At 44.3% G+C, this 22418-nt stretch carries 18 protein-coding genes; 7 read left to right on the forward strand and 11 right to left on the reverse strand.

Going from position 1 to position 22418, the window contains the following annotated elements; translation table 11 throughout:
- Positions 1-5 precede the first annotated feature (5 nt).
- Positions 6-1256, forward strand: a complete 1251-nt coding sequence (locus tag OCU50_RS05375) for a carboxynorspermidine synthase (protein ID WP_060467470.1) — start codon at positions 6-8, stop codon at positions 1254-1256.
- A gap of 172 nt (positions 1257-1428) precedes the next feature.
- On the forward strand, positions 1429-2562 hold the full coding sequence (nspC, locus tag OCU50_RS05380; RefSeq protein WP_060467471.1) for a carboxynorspermidine decarboxylase: 1134 nt from the start codon (positions 1429-1431) through the stop codon (positions 2560-2562).
- Positions 2563-2668: 106 nt separating this feature from the next.
- On the opposite strand, the gene OCU50_RS05385 is transcribed toward nspC, so the two are convergent.
- Together OCU50_RS05385 and OCU50_RS05390 are read right to left on the reverse strand one after the other, a co-directional pair.
- The gene (locus OCU50_RS05385; protein ID WP_060467472.1) at positions 2669-3181 is read right to left on the reverse strand and encodes a glycine cleavage system transcriptional repressor; all 513 of its coding nucleotides are present in this window, start codon (positions 3179-3181) and stop codon (positions 2669-2671) included.
- A 273-nt stretch (positions 3182-3454) separates the two neighbouring features.
- Positions 3455-4366 (reverse strand): DUF3943 domain-containing protein, encoded by a 912-nt coding sequence (locus OCU50_RS05390; protein ID WP_060467473.1) that lies wholly within the window; start codon positions 4364-4366, stop codon positions 3455-3457.
- A gap of 207 nt (positions 4367-4573) precedes the next feature.
- On the opposite strand from OCU50_RS05390, the gene OCU50_RS05395 reads away from it, so the two are divergent.
- Entirely contained in the window at positions 4574-5812 is a 1239-nt protein-coding gene (locus tag OCU50_RS05395) for a CinA family nicotinamide mononucleotide deamidase-related protein (RefSeq protein ID WP_060467474.1), read from the forward strand.
- Between the two features lie 164 nt (positions 5813-5976).
- Here OCU50_RS05395 and OCU50_RS05400 read toward each other — a convergent pair whose 3' ends face one another.
- Genes OCU50_RS05400 through OCU50_RS05410 form a run of 3 tightly spaced genes read right to left on the reverse strand, consistent with a single transcriptional unit; the run spans position 5977 to position 9894 of the window.
- Positions 5977-6822 carry a dimethyl sulfoxide reductase anchor subunit family protein gene (locus OCU50_RS05400; protein WP_060467475.1) on the reverse strand — a complete coding sequence of 282 codons (846 nt, stop codon included), beginning with the start codon at positions 6820-6822 and terminating at the stop codon, positions 5977-5979.
- A gap of 1 nt (position 6823) precedes the next feature.
- Positions 6824-7444, reverse strand: a complete 621-nt coding sequence (locus tag OCU50_RS05405) for a DMSO/selenate family reductase complex B subunit (protein ID WP_004733360.1) — start codon at positions 7442-7444, stop codon at positions 6824-6826.
- Positions 7445-7455: 11 nt separating this feature from the next.
- The gene (locus OCU50_RS05410) at positions 7456-9894 is read right to left on the reverse strand and encodes a DmsA/YnfE/YnfF family dimethyl sulfoxide reductase (protein ID WP_060467476.1); all 2439 of its coding nucleotides are present in this window, start codon (positions 9892-9894) and stop codon (positions 7456-7458) included.
- Positions 9895-10092: 198 nt separating this feature from the next.
- Between OCU50_RS05410 and OCU50_RS05415 the strand changes: the two genes are divergently transcribed.
- Together OCU50_RS05415 and napF are read left to right on the forward strand one after the other, a co-directional pair.
- Positions 10093-10659, forward strand: coding sequence for a molecular chaperone TorD family protein (locus tag OCU50_RS05415; RefSeq protein WP_060467477.1), 567 nt, complete (start codon positions 10093-10095; stop codon positions 10657-10659).
- A complete protein-coding gene (gene napF, locus OCU50_RS05420; RefSeq protein WP_060467478.1) occupies positions 10659-11174 on the forward strand; it encodes a ferredoxin-type protein NapF in 516 nt (171 codons plus the stop codon). Before OCU50_RS05415 ends, napF begins: the two co-directional genes overlap by 1 nt.
- 193 nt (positions 11175-11367) lie before the next feature.
- On the opposite strand, the gene yfaE is transcribed toward napF, so the two are convergent.
- The 4 genes from yfaE to ubiG all read right to left on the reverse strand — a co-directional run bounded on the left by yfaE (position 11368) and on the right by ubiG (position 16382).
- Positions 11368-11646, reverse strand: coding sequence for a class I ribonucleotide reductase maintenance protein YfaE (gene yfaE / locus OCU50_RS05425; protein WP_017632068.1), 279 nt, complete (start codon positions 11644-11646; stop codon positions 11368-11370).
- Positions 11646-12779 carry a class Ia ribonucleoside-diphosphate reductase subunit beta gene (gene nrdB, locus OCU50_RS05430; RefSeq protein WP_060467479.1) on the reverse strand — a complete coding sequence of 378 codons (1134 nt, stop codon included), beginning with the start codon at positions 12777-12779 and terminating at the stop codon, positions 11646-11648. Before nrdB ends, yfaE begins: the two co-directional genes overlap by 1 nt.
- Before the next feature lie 101 nt (positions 12780-12880).
- Positions 12881-15163, reverse strand: coding sequence for a class 1a ribonucleoside-diphosphate reductase subunit alpha (gene nrdA / locus OCU50_RS05435; RefSeq protein WP_060467480.1), 2283 nt, complete (start codon positions 15161-15163; stop codon positions 12881-12883).
- A gap of 508 nt (positions 15164-15671) precedes the next feature.
- Complete coding sequence (ubiG, locus tag OCU50_RS05440) at positions 15672-16382, reverse strand: bifunctional 2-polyprenyl-6-hydroxyphenol methylase/3-demethylubiquinol 3-O-methyltransferase UbiG (protein ID WP_060467481.1); 711 nt, start codon at positions 16380-16382, stop codon at positions 15672-15674.
- A gap of 292 nt (positions 16383-16674) precedes the next feature.
- Here ubiG and gyrA point away from each other — a divergent pair, with 292 nt between their 5' ends.
- Entirely contained in the window at positions 16675-19335 is a 2661-nt protein-coding gene (gene gyrA, locus OCU50_RS05445) for a DNA gyrase subunit A (protein ID WP_060467482.1), read from the forward strand.
- A 237-nt stretch (positions 19336-19572) separates the two neighbouring features.
- The gene (locus tag OCU50_RS05450) at positions 19573-20202 is read left to right on the forward strand and encodes a TPR domain-containing protein (protein ID WP_060467483.1); all 630 of its coding nucleotides are present in this window, start codon (positions 19573-19575) and stop codon (positions 20200-20202) included.
- A 120-nt stretch (positions 20203-20322) separates the two neighbouring features.
- Here the strand turns inward: OCU50_RS05450 and OCU50_RS05455 are convergent, their stop codons facing one another.
- A complete protein-coding gene (locus tag OCU50_RS05455; RefSeq protein ID WP_060467484.1) occupies positions 20323-20667 on the reverse strand; it encodes a rhodanese-like domain-containing protein in 345 nt (114 codons plus the stop codon).
- A 146-nt stretch (positions 20668-20813) separates the two neighbouring features.
- Positions 20814-22244, reverse strand: coding sequence for an ammonia-forming nitrite reductase cytochrome c552 subunit (nrfA, locus tag OCU50_RS05460; protein WP_201023941.1), 1431 nt, complete (start codon positions 22242-22244; stop codon positions 20814-20816).
- Positions 22245-22418 lie beyond the last annotated feature (174 nt).

Here is a 22418-nt window from a genome sequence, read left to right on the forward strand (position 1 = left end):
ATACTATGGCTATTCTACAAATTGGTGCAGGCGGCGTTGGTTGGGTTGTTGCACATAAAGCAGCACAAAATAACGAAGTACTGGGTGATATCACAATCGCTTCTCGCACAATCGCGAAGTGTGAACAAATCATCGAATCGATTAAAGGTAAAAACAACCTTAAAGATTCAACTAAAAAACTAGAAGCTCGCGCAGTAAATGCTGACGATGTTGATGCACTTGTTGCTCTGATTAACGAAGTGAAACCAGACCTAGTCATCAACGCTGGTCCTCCTTGGGTAAACATGGCGATCATGGAAGCGTGTTACCAAGCAAAAGTATCTTACCTAGATACATCGGTAGCGGTTGATCTATGTTCTGAAGGCCAACAAGTACCACAAGCTTATGATTGGCAATGGGGTTACGGTGAGAAGTTCGCTGAAGCTGGCATCACAGGTATTCTTGGTGCGGGTTTCGATCCAGGTGTGGTTTCTGTATTTGCAGCGCACGCGGTTAAGCACTTGTTCGATGAGATCGATACGATCGACGTAATGGACGTAAACGCAGGCGACCACGGTAAGAAGTTTGCGACTAACTTTGACCCAGAAACCAACATGCTTGAGATTCAAGGCGATTCTTTCTACTGGGAAAATGAAGAGTGGAAACAAGTACCTTGTCACTCTCGTATGCTTGAGTTTGATTTCCCTAACTGTGGCTCTCACAAAGTGTACTCAATGGCGCACGATGAAGTTCGTTCAATGAAGGAATTCATCCCAGCTAAGCGCATCGAATTCTGGATGGGCTTTGGTGATGCTTACCTGAACTACTTCAACTGCATGCGTGATATCGGCCTTCTAAGCCCAGATCCACTAACACTGCACGATGGTACTGTGGTTCAACCTCTTCATGTTCTTAAAGCACTACTACCAGATCCAACGTCTTTGGCTCCGGGCTACACAGGTTTAACGTGTATCGGAACTTGGGTTCAAGGTAAGAAAGACGGCAAAGAGCGCAGCGTGTTCATCTACAATAACGCAGACCACGAAGTGGCTTACGAAGACGTAGAGCACCAAGCGATCTCTTACACTACGGGTGTTCCTGCAATCACGGCTGCACTTCAGTTCTTTCGTGGCGAATGGGCTGATAAAGGCGTGTTCAACATGGAGCAGCTAAACCCAGACCCGTTCCTAGCAACCATGCCGGAAATCGGTCTAGATTGGCATGTTCAAGAGCTAGAGCCTACAGCTGGTTTACCTCTGATCCACACTTTGAAGTAATTTCTGGCTCTTTGCCCTCGTTGCGTTGTCCTAGCGATAAGGGCAAAGTTCTGCGAATTCCATTCAAAGTCTTATGATTGACGAGAACGTATTATTACAAGCCGATGCTGTTGCGTCGGCTTTGTTCGATTATCATGTGCCTTCGTGAACTCGATGGCCGCAAGGTATTAACATGCAAAACAATGAACTAAAAACGCCTTATTTCATGATCAACGAAGACAAGTTGATTACGAACTTAGAGAAAGCCAAGCAGCTGAAGGAGATTTCAGGTGTGAAGTTGGTATTGGCACTTAAGTGTTTCTCGACATGGGGTGTGTTTGACATCATCAAGCCTTACCTCGATGGCACGACCAGCTCTGGTCCATACGAAGTGAAACTTGGCCACGAAACCTTTGGCGGTGAAACGCACGCTTACAGTGTGGGTTACAGCGAAGATGACGTGAGAGAAGTCGCGGATATTTGCGACAAGATGATCTTCAACTCACAAAACCAATTCGAAGCTTACCGTCATATTGTTGAGGGCAAAGCGTCTCTGGGTTTGCGTCTAAACCCGGGCGTGAGCTACGCAGGACAAGACTTAGCAAATCCTGCGCGTCAATATTCTCGCTTAGGTGTTCAAGCTGACCATATCAAACCTGAGATCTTCGATGAGATTAATGGCGTGATGTTCCACATGAACTGTGAGAACAAAGACGTCGACGCATTTATCGGCCTGCTTGATTCAATCTCAGAGCAGTTTGGTGAGCACTTAGATAAGTTAGACTGGGTGAGCATGGGCGGTGGTGTGTTCTTCACATGGCCGGGATACGACATCGAGAAACTTGGCCTTGCACTAAAAGCCTTTTCTGAAAAGCACGGCGTGCAGATGTACCTTGAACCGGGTGAAGCCATCATCACTAAAACAACAGACTTAGTTGTGACAGTGGTTGATATCGTTGAGAACGTGAAGAAAACGGCGATTGTGGATTCAGCAACCGAAGCACACCGTCTTGATACGCTTATCTACAATGAACCAGCATCGGTATTAGAAGCGTCTGAAAACGGCAGTCATGACTACGTTATTGGTTCGTGTTCATGTCTGGCGGGTGATCAGTTCTGTGAAACAAGCTTTGATGAGCCGTTGAAGATTGGTCAAAAGCTTCACTTGTTGGACAGTGCGGGTTACACCATGGTGAAATTGAACTGGTTCAATGGTTTGAAGATGCCATCGATCTACTGTGAGCGCAGCAATGGCGACGTTCAAAAGCTGAATGAGTTTGGCTATGAAGACTTCAAACGTTCATTATCACAATGGTCGGTTAAGTAACGAGTCTTAGGTTCAAAACAACAAATAGGGCAGCCAATGAGCTGCTCTATTTTGTTTTTAAATGTCCGTTAGTCAGAAAATAGAATATAAAATTGAGAGCGACCAGTTAACCTTCAATTATCACTCGAGTATCTTCGCTAAGCGTTTCTAGCTCATTCACTACGTCTTCGATCTGAACTTCGATTGGCAGCTTAACCGCTATCTTGGAAGTAAATAGGCTTGAGCTTACACCGCCGCCGCCAGCGATAAAGACTCGGTGGCAGTCCATATCTAGAATGCTGATTCCTTGTCTATCCAATACATGTGTTACTTCGTTGACGATACCTGCTCGGTCGTTCGAGTCGAGTCTAAGGTGATGTATCGTGTCTTGGACATTGTGTGAATGGTCTGAATCGACAAATTGCACGATGAGATCCGGATTAGCGCTGAAGGCTTCTTTAACAATCGATTCGTTGATGGCTGGAAGTTCAACTTTGAGTACACCCGCGACTTGGTCTTCAATAAAATTCACTTTACTGATGAGCCATTTTCCGTCGTTTTCGTGAGTAACCGCAGCAAGTTGCTTGATTGTTGCTGGTGATGCTTTTCCGATAAAGTTTACGATAAATGTACTGTTCATATCAGCCCCCAAAGTTTCGATTAATCGTTGCCAATTAAATGTTTGATATCACGCGATAAAGTTCTTTAATTTCAGTGTAGAAGGTTACATCGAACAATGTTTGACCTGTGTCAATTTTTGAAACTAAGCTGCGATACAAAAAAAGAGAATGAAGGCTAGGGCACAAAAAAGCGGCTAAAGAGCCGCTTTTTAAAAGAGTTGTCGCTGCTATTTGTGATTCAGAAGCTTAGCAAGCAACGAGTAAACGGCTTAGCAAGTAACACGGATACTGGTTCAAAACGTTACCTTGAAGTTCATACCAACAAACTGTGAATCATATGGTGCGCCAGCATCGTAAGCGAATTTAGCGGCATCTTGGTTGTCCCACCAAGGGTTAGTATTCAGGTTAACCTCTGCGTCACCGCCCCAAGCATCACTTACCCAGTAATGGATATGGCCAACAGGGTTTAGGAAAAATAGAGACACATCACCCATGGTTTGAGAGCCCATCACTTCACCACCTGAAGCTACTATGTTTTGTTCTGCTTCTAACATCATTTCACCAACAACCGCACCAAAGAATGGAGTGATGAAGAGATCTTGCCATGAAGGTACTTCAGCAAACGCTTCTACACCGTATTCCCAGAAGAATGTCGACATAGTCCAAGAGTATAGGAAAGACTCAAACTCATCGTACCCCGCGTGTCGAGCTGCAGTGTAGTAAACACCACCAAAATAAGGGTGCATTACGTAGTTTAAGAAGTGTTCATCACGGTCCCATACTGGACCAGCAGAAACATTATCCTTCCACTTCTGACCTAGTGCACTAATATCGCGTTGGTCATCGTCCCACTTAGTAATACTTTCAGGTAATAGGGTCATTAGGCCAACGGTTGCGACACTCAAACCAAGAATAGTGTAGGTTTGACCCATAAGGTAATCCCAATCTTTACCATCGCTGACAGTCAGGTAAAGTGGTTGTTTGTCGATCGTTAAATCGTACTGATCGCTTGACTCGTTTAATGCATAATTCTTACTTGGCTTGTAGGTGTACAAGCTTTCACTAACACAGTAATCTTGAGCACATTCATCCGAGTAAGAAAGGTTGATTGGCTGGTCGAAGTCATATTGGCTTGCAGCCGAGCTAACTGACATTAACATTGATAATACAGCTGTAACCTTTGCTAGTGACGGCGATTTGGACACAAGGGTCTCCACGAGAAGTTAAGAATTGATCAGAGTCACAATTATCTATTAAATGCCTGATTTAGGGAACTAATACTTTATTACTTTTCTCATAAGAATCTTAGTTCAGACATGGTCAATACTTATGAAAGGTGAAATGTATCAAATTCAACCATAGACTAGTTTGTAAATAATACAGTGTCTTTTTATGACAACAAGGGAAGTAATATGACGAAAATCGCAATGTTAAGTACAGGTGAAGAAGTTCTTCATGGAGACATTGTCGACACAAACGCAGCCTGGATGTCTGCTGAGTTTTATCAGCACGGTTTTGCTCTTGCGAAACGTTCCACTGTGGGTGACCAAATGAATGCTTTGGTTGAAGAATTACTGATGCTGAGCTTTAACTATGATGTGGTTATCGTCAATGGTGGTTTAGGGCCGACAACCGATGACATGAGTGCCGCCGCCGCTGCCGCTGCTTCCGATCAAAAGCTAGTCATGTTCCCTGAATGGCTCGCTCGTATGGAAGAGATGTTCTCAGGACGAGGTATGCCGATGCCTGACAGCAACCTTAAGCAAGCTTTGTTGCCAGCAAGCTCTGAGATTGTCGATAACCCTGTTGGCACTGCATGTGGCTTCAAGATGAAAATCAACGATGCGACTTTCTATTTCACGCCAGGTGTACCGAGTGAATTCAAGCGCATGGTGATCTTTGAAATTCTGCCCGATTTGTCTCGCACGTATCCTCAAGTGGTTGCCTCTGAATGCAGTCGTTTGTTTACGTTCGGCTTATCTGAGTCGGGTATCTCGGATGTGTTAGACCAGTTAAAGCTGCCTGAAGGCTATGAATTAGGCTATCGCTCTTATCTGCCGTTCATTGAGGTGAAACTGTTTGGGCCTAAGTCTGGCTTAGAAACGCGCGTTAAACTGCTACAAATGGTGTACAAGCTGCTAGAGAGCAACGTAGTCAGTGTTGATGAGCCGATGATTGATCATATTGGCCACATCATGGCAGAGAGAAAGAAAACCTTGTCTGTATCTGAAGTGTCGACTAAAGGTGCGCTTTCGGCTTGGCTACAATCGAGTGAGCAGGTTGAAGATTGCTTCGGTCACTCATGGGTGATGGCTGAACCCAAAGAGAGTGAGCTCGAAAAGAGCGACCCATTAGCGGCGACTTTTGCCTTGGCGGGCGCAACCAGAGAAAAGTGCGGCACGGAATTGGCCTTGGTGACTGGCAAATTAGAGGGCAATACATTCAGTATTGCGCTATCGAGCGAAGCAGGTGAGTGGGGACAAGTGCTCGAGTTCTACCGCCAATACAACCGCGAAGATGCACGCACCATTATCAAAACCGTGGCCGCAGATATGCTGAGAAGACACTTAGATAGCAAGCCTATGTTTGGTGACTATTCTTCACTAAAACGCGTGAAGGATATGTTTATCCCTTCGGCGATCATCAAGTAAGCAGCTCTTGTAGCCAACTAAGTTCTTTTGAACCAACATTAAGACAGAACAAATAAAAAGGCCCCACATCCATATGGTTGTGGGGCCTTTTGTTTATCTAGCCTTCTAGATAAGTCAACAGGTGGCGAATAGCTTTGTAGCTAGCATTTAAACTGAGTAAGTGATTACAAACCGCTTGTCATGTGTAGGCTGTAGAACAAACCACGGCCAATTAATTCTGAAGCTAAGAACAGTACCAATGCTAGGCCTAGGTTTACTGGGTTCACTTTTGCTTTGTTGAGCATAGGTAGAATCCAAATCAGTAAGCTTGCCATCAGCAATGCAACTTGAAGAATCACATAGCTGCCTAAACCGTCAACCAACTCAGATGCTTTTGTTGCTGAAGTTTGGATGTCACCGATTAGGTTCAGTTTGCCTACTGTCACAAGTAAGCTTATCGCAACAGCAATTACAGCCAGCATGGTAATGTTACGGTCAACCGTAAAGCGACTGTCGTTGGCGAACACAATCACGAACTGAGACAGCAGCAAGCCACCCACAACCATCGTCATGATGAAGCTCAGTGGTGTGTAGATGTTGTCCCAAGTCGGTACAGTGTTGATCATGTAGACGTTGATCATCGCGTACATGAAGATAACACCCAACACCATAGCGCCAACCATCAGTGCTTTTTGGATAGCCACGCTACCTTTCTTAACTACAGATAGTAGCCATTGCAGGCCACCTACTGCGAAGAATGCCGCACCGAAGAACACTTCGTTAGACAACCAAGCCGAGCCTAGTTGGTTAAAGGCATTAAACGCGCGCAGTGGAGAGCCCAGGTGCGTTGTCGAGAACATAAAACCAAGGCCCATTAATGCCCACAGAATGAACATTGGAACCTTGTAGCTGTTTAGTTTCTCTTCGTCATGACCAAGTACCAGTGCACGTGCGCCAATAAGTAAGTAACCACCCACGGCTGTTTGAGCCAGTACCGTAAAGAAGATCAAAGACCACTCATGAAAAATCATCTTACACCTCCTTCGGGTTTGCTAGGTGACCACTGGTATCGCCAGTCGGCTTCGCGTTTTTGTTCAGCTTAATCACGATGTTCGGTAGCGTTTCTGTTGAAGATGGCAGTGGCGCCACATCTGCACCAGAACCGTACTTCTCACGAAGTGTATTGATTTCACCAAACTCCAATGCACGAAGTGGGCAAGATTCAACACAGATAGGCTGTTTTCCTTCAGAAACACGTTGGTAGCAACCATCGCATTTGGTCATGTGACCTTTCTTCGCATTGTATTGTGGTGCGCCGTAAGGACACGCATTGCTACAGTGCTGACAACCAATACACACACTCTCGTCAACCACAACCAAGCCGTCTTCATCACGTTTGTGCATTGCGCCCGAAGGACACACTTTCACACACGCAGGGTTGGTACAGTGGTTACAAGCGATAGATAGGTAGTAAGAAAAAACATCTTTCTGAACCCAGGTATCACCATCTTGAGTGAAACCACCACCTGCGTATTCGTATACGCGACGGTAGTTCGTTTTGATGTCTAGATCGTTATAATCTTTACAAGCAAGCTGACAGGTTTTACAACCCGTGCATTTACTTGAATCAATGTAAAAGCCGTATTGTTTCATTCCAACCTACCTTATGCTTTCTTTAGCGCTTTGATTTGAACTAGGTTTGTATGCTGAGGGTTACCCTTAGCAAGTGGGCTCGGGCGCTGAGTAGTCAGCACGTTGATAGAGCCTGCATGGTCGATCTTCTGACCATCGGGTGCGTACCATGCACCTTCGCCTAGTGCGACAACTCGAGGAAGAATCCTTGGTGTCACTTTCGCTGGAATATGTACTTCGCCACGGTCGTTGAAAATACTCACCATGTCGCCGCTTTCAATACCACGCTCTTTCGCATCGATTGGGTTGATCCACAACTCTTGCGGTGCTGCAGCTTTGATCTCTGCAACGTTGCCGTAAGTTGAGTGAGTACGAGCCTTATAGTGGAAACCAGTTAGCTGTAGTGGGTACTTCTCTGCTAGTGGATCGTTATGACCTTCAAAAGAGTCCGCGTAAATCGGAAGCGGGTGGATCACTTCGTCTTCTTTTAGCTTCCAAGTCTTCGCGATATCAGCCAGTTGCTCTGAGTAAATCTCGATTTTTCCACTTGGTGTAGTAAGCGGATTTGCTTCAGGGTCTTTACGGAAATCTTCGTAAGCGATGTAGTGGTGGTCGTAGCTACGCTTGTAGATACCCAGCTCTTTCATCTCTTCGAAGGTTGGTAGTGTTGGATCGTTCTTACGAGTTTCTGCGTAAAGGTGCTCGATCCATTGCTCTTGAGTTCGGCCTTCTGTGAACTCTTTTTCTACGCCCATGCGCTTAGCAAGTTGAGTACACATCTCGTAAATAGATTTTGCTTCGAACTGAGGTTCAATCGCTTTCTGTGCATAGATGAAGTAAGGCATATTCGCTGCTTTACCATCCATACACCAGTCGTCTTGCTCTGATGTTGTTAAATCAGGCAGGATGATATCGGCGTATTTCGCAGAAGACGTCATGTGGTTATCGACTACAACAATCATTTCACATGCGGTGTCATCTTGAAGGATCTCATGTGTTTTGTTGATGTCTGAGTGCTGGTTGATAATACAGTTACCCGCATAGTTCCAGATCATCTTGATTGGGTTCTTAAGGCGTTCAGCGCCGCGAACACCGTCGGTGATGTCAGTCATTTCATGGTGACGGTAAATAGCGTCTGTCCACATGAACATTGAAATAGACGTTTCAACTGGGTTTGGCACAGTAGGGAAGCGCACAAACGGAATGTTGATGTCGCTTTCACGGGCACCGGTAGAACCGCCCGACACACCCACAGAGCCGGTTAGTAGCGACAGCATCGCGATTGCACGACACGCTAGCTCACCGTTCGCAGTACGTTGTAGGCCCCAACCTTGGTGGATAGCACACGGTTTCGCTGTGCCCATTTCACGGCCAAGCTTCACGATAGTATCAACCGGAATGCCTGTGATCTTAGAAGCCCACTCTGGTGTCTTCTCTACGCCATCTTCACCTAAACCTAGGATGTAAGATTTGTAGTCACTGTTTTTAGGCGCTGATGCAGGAAGGGTCTTCTCATCGTAACCGACACAGTATTTGTCTAGGAACGGTTGGTCGACTAGGTCTTCAGTGATCATCACGTGTGCAAGACCCGCTACCAATGCAGCATCGGTAGAAGGACGAATTGGGATCCATTGATCTTCTCGGCCACCGGCAGTATCGGTGTAGCGTGGGTCGATGATGATCGTTCTTGCGTTTGACTTGTTTTTGCTTTCTACGTAGTGGTGGATCAGACCGCCGCCAGACATACGAGTCTCAGCAGGGTTGTTACCAAATTGGATGTTAAGCTTAGTGTTCTCTAAGTCAGAGAAAGAGTTGTTGTTTGCCCAACCACCATAGGTGTAGCTCAACCCTTTCGTGATTTGCGCTGTTGAGTAGTCACCATAATGGTTTAGGTAGCCACCACTTAGGTTCATTAGGCGAGCAATCAACGTTTGAGCTGGTGGCCAAGACTTAGTGACCGTACCACCAAGCGTACCTGTACCGTAGTTTAGGTAGATAGTGTCGTTACCGTAATCTTTGATAAGGCGTTGCATAGTGCCAGCGACTTCATCAAAAGCCTCTTCCCAGCTAATACGCTTGAACTTACCTTCACCACGTTTGCCCACTCGTTTCATTGGGTATTTGAGGCGATCTGGGTTGTAAACACGGCGGCGCATAGAGCGACCACGTAGACAAGCACGCACTTGGTGATGACCGTATTCGTCAGTACCTGTGTTGTCGGTTTCTACGTATTTGATTTCACCGTTTTGCACATGCATACGCAGTGGGCAGCGAGAGCCACAGTTTACCGTACATGCACTCCATACGATTTTCTCATCCACGTTCTCAGCAACCGCAGCCGCTACTGGTTTGGATTTGAAAGGTAAAGCGATACCGCCCGCGAGTGCGGCTGCACTACCTACCGCCGAAGAAGCTTTCATGAAGCCTCTTCGAGTAAGATTCATTACCCCAGATTCTTTCTTATTCGTCATTCTAAGATGCCTATTGTTATTGATAGCTAGCACTTTATAGGTAGTTTGGCTTCTATGTTTTTATTTCTGATTATTGATTGATTGGCATCAAATAAGAGAGGAATTTAAATCTTATGAATCGAATGTATAAAATAGATCAAAGAATCCAGTCGTCGTATTTATATAATTGTCGTTAAACCAATGACGGTATAAATAAGAATGATTATTGATACGCATAAATTGCTCGGTTCATTATTTTATCAAGCAACAAATAAAGAACAGTTATTAGATATTGTTCAGGCACTAGTAGAGAGCCAAGTCTTATCAGAAGGTTGTTTACTGGCACTTCAAAACGAACAGGAAGATGCGCTAGCTGCAGAGTTCAGCCGCTTGTTTGAAGGCGTTGGAGACATGCCAGCTCCGCCTTGGGGGTCTGTGTACCTAGATAAAGACCGTGTCGTGTTTGGTGCATCGACTGTGGAATATCGACAGTTTTTAGAATTAAACCAAATTGAATTGGATACAGGTTTAAGAGAGCCAGAAGATCAATTTGGTTTAATGTTATTCGCCCATGCGTATTTGTTAGAAAACAATAATATTGATTCATCTCGTGAATTGTTAGAGTATCATTTATTAACTTGGTCCTCTGTTTATTTAGAAAAATTTAATTCAGTATCAGAGTTATCTTTTTATAAGAAATTATCAAATGATGTAATAGATTGGCTTAATCAATTAACATCTGAATATGATTTAAACGTTGCCACTAAAAAGGTATATATCGACTAATGCCTGAGCAAATAAATTCAAATAGACGTGGTTTCTTAACTCGACTCTCTAAGCCGGTTAAAGCTGCGGCAAGTTATGAAGAGAAATCACTGCGCCTACATGCTAGGCCACCTAGGGCGGTCGATGAGGTGCTGTTTGAGCGTCTTTGCGACGGTTGTGGGCTGTGTGAGAAAGCGTGTCCGAATAGCGTTATTGAGATGCTAGAAGGCAGTGCGCTGCTGAATTTGGATTACAACAGTTGTTCTATGTGTAACAAATGCACTGAAGTGTGTCCGACTGGCGCACTTCATCAAACAGTGACGCCTTACATCGACTTGAAACCTAGCTTTGCTGATAGCTGCAATAACTACATGCAAATGGATTGTAATGCGTGCCAAACCGCGTGTTCTGTCGGTGCGATACACATTGAAGCAGGAGAGTTGCCTACGGTCGTTCAAAATAAGTGCAATGGCTGTGGAGAGTGTCGAAGCGCTTGTTACATTGGCTCTGTGACTCTTAACCTGATTCAACAGTAACGATCTGGTTTGGCTTGGTGGTTGAGATCTAAAGACACGAATAGAAAAAGGGTCCGCATTCCAAGAGGAGGCGAACCCTTTTTAATACTTATCATCTTTGATTAAGTGTTGCTTTTAAAAGCGTTTGAACTTACGTGACTCTATCTAAAGCGAAACCAAATAAAACTAAGCAAACGAACTTAAATCGAATAGGTTAGGCGCGCTTCTGTTTGCTTCTGTGAATCACGTTACTCAGCGATAAATCGGTTTTTGCTTTGCAGATGCATGGCAAAATCTCATCGCCTTGTGTGTAAGCCATAGCAAAACCAACGTACTCAACCTCACCAGAATCCAACGTACAGCGGCATGCACCACAGTGACCATCTCGGCAGTTGTATTCTGGTTCTAACCCAGCTTGTTCCATTGTTTCCAACAGAGTGTTTGAAGGGTTAGATTCAATCGAAGTCAGCTTGTTGATTTTGATTGTCGGCATTACAGCTCAAATCCTTCAAAGTCGTCAGCTTTTACTTCGTTGTCGATTTGACCAACTAGGTAAGAACTGATTTCAGCTTCTTGCGGAGCAACTTGTACGTTATCTGAAGATAACCAAGCGTTGATCCATGGGATTGGGTTCGACGTTGCTTCTGGGTAAGCAGTACCTAGACCAACCGCTTGCATACGGATGTTGGTAATGTACTCAACGTATTGGCAAAGAATGTCTTTGTTCAGACCTATCATAGAGCCGTCTTTGAATAGGTATTCTGCCCACTCTTTCTCTTGCTCGGCTGCTTCTTTAAATAGGTCAAAACACTCTTGCTTGCACTCTTCTGCGATTTGCATGAATGCGAAATCGTCTTGACCGTTACGTAGCAAGTTGATCATGTGCTGAGTACCAGTTAGGTGAAGCGCTTCATCACGAGCGATTAGCTTGATGATTTTAGCGTTACCTTCCATTAGCTCACGCTCAGCGAATGCAAATGAACATGCAAAGCTCACGTAGAAACGGATTGCTTCTAGTGCGTTTACAGACATTAGGCATAGGTAAAGTTTCTTCTTCAGGTCATGAAGTGAAACCTTAACGTCTTCGCCGTTGATGCTGTGGTTGCCTTCACCGTAGCGGTGGTAGTCAGCCGTTAGCTTGATTAAATCGTCGTAGTAAAACGCAATGTCTTTCGCACGCTTAAGGATCTCTTCGTTTTCAACGATGTCGTCGAATACTACGCCTGGATCATTCACGATGTTACGGATGATGTGCGTGTAAGAACGAGAGTGAATCGTTTCAGAGAAAGACCAAGTTTCAATCCAAGTTTCCACTTCTGGTAGAGATACCAATGGAAGCAGGGCAACGTTAGGGCTGCGGCCTTGGATAGAATCTAGAAGCGTTTGGTACTTCAAGTTAGAGATGAAGATGTGCTTTTCATGATCAGGTAGCTTGTTGTAGTCGATACGGTCGCTAGACACGTCTACTTCTTCTGGACGCCAGAAGAAAGAAAGCTGCTTCTCGATAAGCTTTTCGAAGATCTCGAATTTTTGTTGGTCGTAACGTGCAACGTTTACCGACTGACCTAAGAACATTGGTTCTTTTAGTTGATCATTTTTTTTCTGAGAAAAAGTACTGTAAGCCATAAATGCCTCAAATCCTTTAAAGATCCGTAATAAAACGGACCCTGTTAATGCTTTAAACCCAGAGAAGATAACTTCTCTGGGGTCTTAATGTTTATTGCAGTTTAGATCTTACAACCGCCGCCTTCACAATCTTCTTCTGGCACTTGAACTGCATCGCCTTGGTCGTCTTTAGCACCATCACGAGTGTTATGGTAGTAAAGCGTCTTAACACCGTATTTGTACGCTGTTAGTAGATCTTGAAGCAGTTGCTTCATTGGTACTTTACCGCTGCCGTAAATACTTGGATCATAGTTAGTGTTTGCAGAGATAGCTTGGTCAACGAATTTTTGCATGATACCCACTAGGTGCAGGTAACCATCGTTAGAACCAATGTTCCAAAGCAGCTCGTAGTTCTCTTTAAGATTTAAGAAATCAGGAACTACTTGCTTCAGGATGCCGTCTTTTGATGCTTTCACAGAGACATAGCCACGTGGTGGCTCGATACCGTTAGTTGCGTTCGAGATTTGAGACGATGTCTCAGAAGGCATAAGTGCTGTTAGCGTAGAGTTACGCAGACCGTGCTCCATGATCTCTTCACGTAGAGAATCCCAATCGTAGTGCAATGGCTCTTCACATACTAAGTCGATATCTTTTTTGTAAGTATCGATTGGCAGTAGGCCTTTCGCGTAGTTGGTCTCGTGGAAAGATGGGCAACGACCTTGCTCTTTCGCTAGGTCAACAGATGCTTTTAGCAAGTGGTATTGAATTGCTTCAAATGTGCGGTGAGTCAGGCCATTTGCACTGCCGTCAGAGTACTTAACACCATTTTTAGCTAGGTAGTATGCGTAGTTGATTACACCCACACCTAAAGTACGGCGGTTCATTGTTGACTTGTATGCAGCTGGAAGCGGGTAGTCTTGGTAATCAAGGAGCGCATCTAGGGCACGAACAACCAATTCAGAAAGCTCTGCTAGGTCATCAAGTTCATTGATTGCACCAAGGTTGAATGCTGAAAGCGTACATAATGCAATTTCGCCTTCGTTATCTTCTACGTTAGAAAGCGGCTTAGTTGGTAGCGCGATCTCTAAACATAGGTTCGATTGACGAACAGGGGCAACTTCAGAATCAAACGGGCTGTGTGTATTACAGTGGTCAACGTTCTGAATGTAGATACGACCAGTAGAAGCACGCTCTTGCATTAGCAGAGAGAATAGCTCAACGGCTTTGACTGTTTCGCGTTTTACTGAAGGATCGTTTTCATACTTAACGTATAGCTCTTCAAAACGGTCTTGGTTTTCGAAGAACGCATCGTAAAGGCCTGGTACGTCTGACGGAGAGAACAGACTGATGTTGCCACCTTGCACAAGGCGAGAGTACATAAGCTTGTTCAGCTGCACGCCGTAGTCCATATGACGAACACGGTTCTCTTCAACACCGCGGTTGTTTTTCAGTACTAATAGAGACTGAACTTCACCATGCCATAGTGGGTAGAATACCGTTGCTGCACCACCACGAACACCACCTTGAGAACAACATTTCACTGCTGTTTGGAAGTATTTGTAGAAAGGGATGCAGCCAGTGTGGAACGCTTCACCATTGCGGATCTCAGAACCAATCGCACGAATACGACCTGCGTTAATACCAATACCAGCACGTTGCGACACGTAACGAACAATTGAGCTTGCTGTTGCGTTGATTGAATCTAGGCTGTCACCACATTCGATCAGTACACAAGAACTGAATTGACGAGTAGGTGTACGTACACCAGACATTATTGGTGTAGGTAGAGAAATCTTAAACGTAGATGATGCATCGTAAAAACGTTTGATGTAATCAAGACGAGTCGATTTTGGGTATTTAGCGAATAGACACGCAGCAACTAGGATGTAAAGGAACTGAGCACTCTCGTAGATTTCTTTTGTTACACGGTTTTGCACGAAGTATTTACCTTCAAGCTGCTTAACCGCTGCATAAGAAAAGTCTAAGTCACGTTTGTGGTCGATATACTCGTCAAGCTCGTCGAACTCAGCTTTCGTGTAGTCTTCCATTAAGTGTTTATCGTACTTACCCATACCAACCAGTTTTGTCACGTGGTCATAAAGCGCAGGCGGCTCGTATTCACCGTATGCTTTTTTACGTAGGTGGAATACTGACAGGCGTGCTGCTAGATATTGATAATCAGGAGTCTCTTCAGAGATTAAATCCGCTGCTGACTTGATGATTGTTTCATGAATGTCAGTTGTGGTGATGCCATTGTAAAACTGAATGTGAGCTTTCAATTCTACTTGTGATACAGAAACATTGTGCAAGCCTTCAGCTGCCCATGTGATCACGCGATGGATCTTCTCTAGATCGATAGTTTCTTTGCGCCCGTTACGCTTGGTAACAGTAAGTTGTTGGTTCATTCTGCTTAATTTCCCTAACAAAACTGAACAAGGCCGTGTTTTTGTGTGTTTCTTTGTAATTTTTGTAAATTACGTTCCGGCCTTGTGATCTTGGTCTACCCATACATTGTAGTTGAAACACAACATATAGGGGTCATTTGTTTGTTGGGTTACAAGATAGTGCTACATCCGATATTTTTCAAGGTAAAGAAATGGGAGTGCTTGTGGATAAGTGGTGGATTGAAAAAAAACTGTAAGTGACCACTAACTGATGAAGTTAGATGCGACTTGATTGTATAAAAGTCGGTTTTTCATGATGCTTTATTTTTGCTCGCCCATAAAAAAAAATCCCTTGATCTTTGAGCAAAATGGGCGACGGATTTTAGACGATTAAATTTAAATCGAGGTGGTCAAAATGGAAGCTAGCGCACGAAATTTAGACTGAAAAAAGTCGCAAACTTATGTTAATTGCAACCTTTTTCGTGAGCCTATTTGCTAAATAATTTTACGGTTGGGGTGTCGATATTTTTTAGGCGAAATTTTGGGTGTGAACGATGTAGTTAACGTCTACATTTATCCCTAAACGGTAAGTGTCCGTTAATGGGTTGTAGTGCAGCCCTGTAATCCCTAATTCTTGCAGCGGTGTGTTATCAATCATCTTGATAAGTTCAGCAGGGCGAATGAACTTCTCGTGCTCGTGAGTGCCCTTTGGAACGATCTTTAATAGTTTCTCCGCACCAACAATTGCAAACAAGTAAGATTTGAAATTCCGGTTCAAGGTAGAAAAGAATACGTGGCCGCCAGGTTTCACTAACTTTGAACATGCGCTAATCACCGATTGTGGGTCAGGCACATGTTCTAACATTTCCATACAAGTCACCACATCGTAAGTTTGTGGGTTTTCTTCTGCGTGGTCTTCGATTGTGCTCTGAATGTAATCTAGCTTGGTGCCGGTTTCTAATGCATGCAAGCGAGCCACTTCAAGCGGCTCTTTACCCATGTCTAGACCTGTCACTACTGCGCCTTCAACGGCCATGCTTTCAGCCAAAATGCCACCGCCGCAGCCAACATCGAGTACTTTCTTGCCAAACAGGCCTTCGGTTTTCTCTAGTACATAATTTAGGCGCAATGGGTTGATTTGATGTAATGGCTTAAACTCGCCTTCTAGATCCCACCAGCGTGATGCCATATCTTCGAATTTCTTGATTTCTGCTGGGTCTACATTCTGTGATTTAGTCATAATCGGGCATTTCCAAGTTAAATAATGCATCCATGAAATTGCAGGCATTATAGCTTGCCTTTTCGCCTTGACCAGAAGATCTACAATTTTGCTAATTTATTGGGTGTAAAGTGACCATGTTTCAGCGAGATATGACGCGGAGGTGCAATTTCTCATCAATTGATTGGCTACAAGGGTCACAAGATGGTAAAAGGAGAGGGAAAGTGATGCCTCCGTAGGTAAATTTGTGTTATATTTTTCGGTCTTATACGTATTCAAAAATACGATCTGACTATAGAGGGAAAATGGCTCTATGAGCGATCTAGCGAAAGAGATCACGCCCGTAAATATTGAAGATGAGCTTAGAGGTTCATACCTAGACTACGCGATGTCCGTCATCGTTGGTCGTGCCCTTCCAGATGTGCGTGATGGCCTAAAGCCTGTACACCGCCGCGTTTTGTTCGCGATGAATGTACTAGGTAATGATTGGAACAAACCATATAAAAAGTCTGCTCGTGTAGTAGGTGATGTAATCGGTAAATACCACCCGCATGGTGATAGTGCGGTATACGATACGATTGTTCGTATGGCTCAACCGTTCTCACTGCGTTATATGCTAGTTGATGGCCAAGGTAACTTTGGTTCTATCGATGGCGACTCCGCGGCTGCAATGCGTTATACCGAAGTTCGTATGGCGAAAATTGCTCACGAGCTCCTGGCTGACCTTGATAAGGAAACTGTGGATTACGTACCGAACTACGATGGTACAGAGCAAATTCCAGCAGTACTTCCTACAAAAATTCCTAATCTATTGGTAAACGGTGCTTCTGGTATCGCAGTAGGTATGGCTACTAACATCCCACCACACAACCTTGGTGAAGTTGTTGATGGCTGTTTAGCATTTATCAATAATGAAGATATTACTATTGATGAGCTAATGGACTATATCCCTGGTCCTGATTTCCCGACAGCAGCACTTATCAGTGGTCGTAAAGGCATCGTTGATGCTTATAAGACTGGCCGCGGTAAAGTTTACATGCGTTCAAAAGCGAATATTGAAGTAGAAAATAATGGTAAAGAAACCATTATCGTTACTGAAATTCCTTACCAAGTAAACAAAGCTCGTTTGATCGAGAAGATAGCTGAACTGGTTAAAGATAAGAAAGTTGAAGGCATCAGTGCTCTGCGTGACGAATCTGATAAAGATGGTATGCGTATTGTTATTGAATGTAAGCGTGATGCTGTAGGTGAAGTTGTTCTGAACAACCTTTACTCACAGACTCAACTGCAAACGACTTTCGGCATCAACATGGTTGCGTTGAACAACGGTCAACCACAGTTGTTCAACATCAAAGATATGCTTAAGTGCTTCGTAGACCACCGTCGCGAAGTAGTGACTCGTCGTACTATCTTTGAGCTGAAGAAAGCACGTGACCGTGCACACATCCTTGAAGCACTGTCTCTAGCACTGGCTAACATCGATGAAATCATCGAGCTTATCCGTAACGCTCCAACACCAGCTGAAGCAAAAGCTGGCTTAGTGGCTCGCGGATGGGATCTTGGTAACGTTGCTTCCATGCTTGAACGTGCTGGTACTGATGCGGCTCGTCCTGATTGGTTGGAAGACCAATACGGCATCCGTGATGGCCAATACTTCCTAACGGAAACACAAGCACAAGCTATTCTAGAACTTCGTCTTCACCGCCTAACTGGCCTTGAGCACGAGAAGATTCTAGATGAGTACAAAGCACTTCTAGAAGAAATCGCTGAGCTAATGCACATCCTTGCGAGCACTGAGCGTTTGATGGAAGTTATCCGTGAAGAACTTGAAGCGGTACGTGAAGTCTATGGCGACGAGCGCCGTACAGAAATCACAACGGCAGTTCATGACATCGACATGGAAGAGCTGATTGCTCAAGAAGACGTTGTAGTAACGCTTTCTAACGCAGGTTACGTTAAGTACCAAATCCTAAGCGATTACGAATCTCAGCATCGTGGTGGTAAAGGTAAGAGTGCAACTAAGATGAAAGATGAGGATTACATTGAGCGTCTGCTTGTCGCTAATACTCATGATAACATCTTATGTTTCTCTACACGTGGTAAGACATATCGTCTGAAAGTTTACCAACTACCGTTAGCAAGTCGCACAGCTCGTGGTAAGCCTATCATTAACATTCTTCCTCTAGAAGAAGGTGAGCGTATTACGGCTATTTTGCGTGTTTCTGAGTTCTCTAACGAGAAATTCATCTTCATGGCAACAGGCGACGGTACTGTTAAAAAGACACCTCTGGATCAATTCGCAAACGTACGTGCTAATGGCCTAATCGCTGTTAATTTACGCGACGACGATTCATTGATTGGCGTTGACATTACTAATGGTGATAGCGACATTATGCTGTTCTCTCAATCGGGCAAGGTTGTCCGCTTTAATGAGGACAAAGTACGAGCAATGGGTCGTACTGCCTCTGGTGTTCGTGGTATGAAGCTTCCAGAAAACGATCAAGTGGTTTCATTGATTGTTCCTTCAAATGAAGGCGATATCTTAACTGTGACGCAAAACGGTTACGGTAAGCGTACTGAATTAGCTGAATACCCAACGAAAGGTCGTGCAACGCAAGGTGTAGTATCTATCAAAGTCTCTGAACGTAATGGCCCAGTTGTTGGTGCTGTTCAAGTTGAGGAAGGCGATGAGATGATGATGATCACTGACGCAGGTACACTGGTACGTACTCACGTTGCGGAAGTAAGCCAAGTGGGTCGTAACACTCAAGGTGTAACACTGATTCGTACTGCTGAAGACGAGAATGTTGTAGGCCTACAACGCATCGACGAAGTAGAAGAAGCTGAAATTGTTGAAGGCGAAGCTGAAGCAGCAGATGCTGAGACTATCAACGCTGAAGTTTCTGAATCAAGTGAAGAGCAAGCATCAGATGCTTCTGACTTTGAAAGTGATAGCGAGCAAGATACTGAGTAATCTCGATTACGTTAAGTAATTAAGCTTACTAATGAAAAAACCGAGCCTAAGTGCTCGGTTTTTTATTACCTGTCATTTCATTTTTCTTCTCACTTCGTTTAGGTCTTAGAGCTGACCTTAACCCGTCGCTTTTATGCAAAAGTTTGAGCTCTAAATCTCGAACGCTAAACTTTGATCAATAACGAGGCAGGACGAAAGCGATAGAGTAGGAGATAAAGCTAAATAAAAGGATGTGGAATGGATATCTGGTTGTTGGTTGCTTTACTATTAATGAGTCTGTTTTTTATCGCGTTTGTTATTGCCGCGAGCAAAAATGGCCGTCATTTAAAAGGCAATGCGATGATTTCGCTTATCTCTGTGGTTTTGAGTGTGCTTGTCTGGTTTCAGCTTAAACAAGAGTTACCTCAATTTCCTTTAGATGATAGCGATAGTTACACAGCAACAGATTTCCAAGATGAGCTTCAGAAAAGCCTTAAGCAAGACCCGAATCAATCCGATTTGTGGTTTAAGCTTGGTGGTGTGTACATGCAGAAAGGGGAGTTTGATGCAGCGTTCACTTGTTACGACTACGCGATTCGATTAGACCCTCAAGCGCCTTCTGGCATTTATGCCGCTAAAGCTACTGCACTTTATTACCTTAGCTCTCAGGTGATGAGTGATGAGGTCAACAGATTATTAAATCAGTCGATGCAGCTTGATCCAAACGATCGGACTGCATTAATGTTGATGGCGACCGATCACTTCATTAGCATGCGCTATCAACAAGCGATCGATGCGTGGACCCAAATTCTCGACTCCAATCAAAAGGGCATTGATCGTGTGTCAATTATCCATTCGATCAACCAAGCCAAACAGATGATCCGCTAGACTTGGTCAATAGGCTGTTCTTCCTGGTTAGCTTTTGAAGCTATTTGCTTTTGAAATGATTTGCTTTTGAAATGATTTGCCTTTGAAACGATTAGCCTCTAAAGCCATTAATCTCTCAAGTTATTGGCTTTCTTGCATTTCGATTAACCCACCTGCGTTATGGATTTGAGTAAACCCTTGAGCGCGCAAGAACTGGTAAGCTTGCCCTGAACGATTGCCACTGCGGCAATACAACACGATGGGTTGGTCTTTATCTATCTTAACAAAATGAGCAGCCACTTCAGAAAGAGGGTAGTTGACGGCGTTGCCTAGATGCCCTTGTGCGAACTCTGCAGGTGTTCTGACATCAACAACTAACGCACCTTTCTCTATTAACTCCCACCCTGTCTCTGCGCGCTCTGATGCGTTAACGCCTGAACTGAGTAGTGCAATGCATAATGCTGAAAGCGAAAATAAGGTCTTCATTGTTGACTCCTTGAATGAGTAAACGGTCATTGGAGAGTAGGTATTGATTTGAATGCTTTAAACCTAAAACTGAATATTTAAAACAGAAAAACCAGCCACACAACACTAGTGTGACTGGTTTTTACCTAACGGTCTATTTGAAGAAACTAGTATTCGTAGTTGGCTTCACGCTTTTCAGCTTGCTCTTCCCATTTAGGAACAACCGTGTCTAAGAAGTGTTGTTTCTCGGCGTTCATCTTATCCATGTCCATTCCAAGCGCTTTTTGAGCGGCTTCTTTGGTCGAGATATCTGGAATCTCGATTGGATCGGTGATGCCTTTCTTAGCTAGTAGACGAACAATCTTAGTACGAGCGTCCGCTGCACGGTCAACGGCAGTACCTAGCACTTCTAAAGCGATTTCAGGAGCGTGCATATGGATACCGTGAGATGCAATAGCGTAGTCCCAACGCCATTGAGCGTGACGTATATCCAGTAGGATAGGTTCCATCTCTTGTTCTGTCGCACCTGCGTCCCATGCTGCGCCCGCTTCAAAGTGAGCGGCGACAATTTGTTTCTCAGCCGTCAGCTTCATGTTCAGAACTTGCGCTTTACGGCTTGAAACGATGTTACGCATGGTTTCTTTAGATTGAGTGTGACAGTTTGCACACGTATCTTCGAAGCGGTCGAATGGGTTGCCCACTTTATGGTCGGTATAAACGGTTCCATCTTCTTTGGTGACTTTAGGCATATGACAGTCTGCACAAACGACTTTGTTTTTGCCGTGGATACCTTCACGCCATGTTTCGAAACCAGGGTGCTGTGCTTTCAGCATTGGCGCTTTCGATACTTTATGCGTCCAATCTTTAAAGTTGATCGCATCATAGTAACGTTCCATATCGCCGACGGTTGTACCTTGGTCCCAAGGAAATTTCACGCCTTTGGTTGGACCGGTGAAGTAATATTCCACGTGACATTGGGCACAAACTGACGCTTGTTGGTCTAAGCGGCTTTGCTCATCAAACTTTTTACCAATTGCTTCAAATGCACGCTCAACGTAAGGACGAGTCACCTTCAGTGCTGGCTCACCATTTTTGAAGCCTTCGCTTTGGGTATCGTGACAGTCTGAACAGCCAATAGGGTTAATGATCTCGTTGCCAAGACGCGCCCACTTACCGTCGAAATAACCATCTTCGCCACGCTCTTCGATAACACGTGCTACATCTGGGCTCTTACAGCTCCAACATGCCATTGGCATCGGGCCCGAACTTTCGTCAGTTGGGCCACCAGTACGAAGTGTTTGTCTTACGTCGTCAATTGCATAAAAGTGACCACGGGCTTTGTTGTAATCTTTTGCGAAGCCGTAGCCAGCCCACATGATAACCATGTTGGGATCTTCTTTTAGTGCATCTTCAATGGTTTCGCTTTCTGAAGTTTGTCTCCATGAATGATATTGATCTGGGTGGTTTTGCTCGAACTGGTCGTTACGAGGATCGCCAATTTCTTTTTGTTCAGACGCAGCAAAACTGGCCGCGCTTGCTAGTGATGCGCTAACCATTAATAGTGTTGTGACCGAATTACGTATCCAATGCTTTTTCACAGTGATATCTCCAATATACTGATTCTTATACCAAGCGTTGTGAGTTTGCTATTCAAATTAAGAACTGGAGAATTCCTGTTTATATTAATTCATAAATAAACATATTTTGTTACGTGTCGGGAGTTTGCTTGTTTTAGATCAATTAATGGCAGTGACCTTAATCACGTTGAAGTT

This window comes from Vibrio toranzoniae, assembly GCF_024347655.1.
In the GTDB taxonomy this organism is placed as follows: Bacteria; Pseudomonadota; Gammaproteobacteria; order Enterobacterales; family Vibrionaceae; genus Vibrio; species Vibrio toranzoniae.

Excerpts from the sequence above, each read along its gene's own strand:
- nrdA (WP_060467480.1), bottom strand. The coding sequence starts at position 15,163 with ATGAACCAACAACTTACTGTTACCAAGCGTAACGGGCGCAAAGAAACT.
- OCU50_RS05405 (WP_004733360.1), bottom strand. The coding sequence starts at position 7,444 with ATGAAACAATACGGCTTTTACATTGATTCAAGTAAATGCACGGGTTGT.
- yfaE (WP_017632068.1), bottom strand. The coding sequence starts at position 11,646 with ATGCCGACAATCAAAATCAACAAGCTGACTTCGATTGAATCTAACCCT.
- OCU50_RS05450 (WP_060467483.1), top strand. The coding sequence starts at position 19,573 with ATGGATATCTGGTTGTTGGTTGCTTTACTATTAATGAGTCTGTTTTTT.
- OCU50_RS05415 (WP_060467477.1), top strand. The coding sequence starts at position 10,093 with ATGATTATTGATACGCATAAATTGCTCGGTTCATTATTTTATCAAGCA.
- OCU50_RS05385 (WP_060467472.1), bottom strand. The coding sequence starts at position 3,181 with ATGAACAGTACATTTATCGTAAACTTTATCGGAAAAGCATCACCAGCA.
- OCU50_RS05455 (WP_060467484.1), bottom strand. The coding sequence starts at position 20,667 with ATGAAGACCTTATTTTCGCTTTCAGCATTATGCATTGCACTACTCAGT.
- OCU50_RS05375 (WP_060467470.1), top strand. The coding sequence starts at position 6 with ATGGCTATTCTACAAATTGGTGCAGGCGGCGTTGGTTGGGTTGTTGCA.
- OCU50_RS05395 (WP_060467474.1), top strand. The coding sequence starts at position 4,574 with ATGACGAAAATCGCAATGTTAAGTACAGGTGAAGAAGTTCTTCATGGA.
- gyrA (WP_060467482.1), top strand. The coding sequence starts at position 16,675 with ATGAGCGATCTAGCGAAAGAGATCACGCCCGTAAATATTGAAGATGAG.
- nrdB (WP_060467479.1), bottom strand. The coding sequence starts at position 12,779 with ATGGCTTACAGTACTTTTTCTCAGAAAAAAAATGATCAACTAAAAGAA.
- ubiG (WP_060467481.1), bottom strand. The coding sequence starts at position 16,382 with ATGACTAAATCACAGAATGTAGACCCAGCAGAAATCAAGAAATTCGAA.
- OCU50_RS05410 (WP_060467476.1), bottom strand. The coding sequence starts at position 9,894 with ATGACGAATAAGAAAGAATCTGGGGTAATGAATCTTACTCGAAGAGGC.
- nspC (WP_060467471.1), top strand. The coding sequence starts at position 1,429 with ATGCAAAACAATGAACTAAAAACGCCTTATTTCATGATCAACGAAGAC.
- napF (WP_060467478.1), top strand. The coding sequence starts at position 10,659 with ATGCCTGAGCAAATAAATTCAAATAGACGTGGTTTCTTAACTCGACTC.
- OCU50_RS05400 (WP_060467475.1), bottom strand. The coding sequence starts at position 6,822 with ATGATTTTTCATGAGTGGTCTTTGATCTTCTTTACGGTACTGGCTCAA.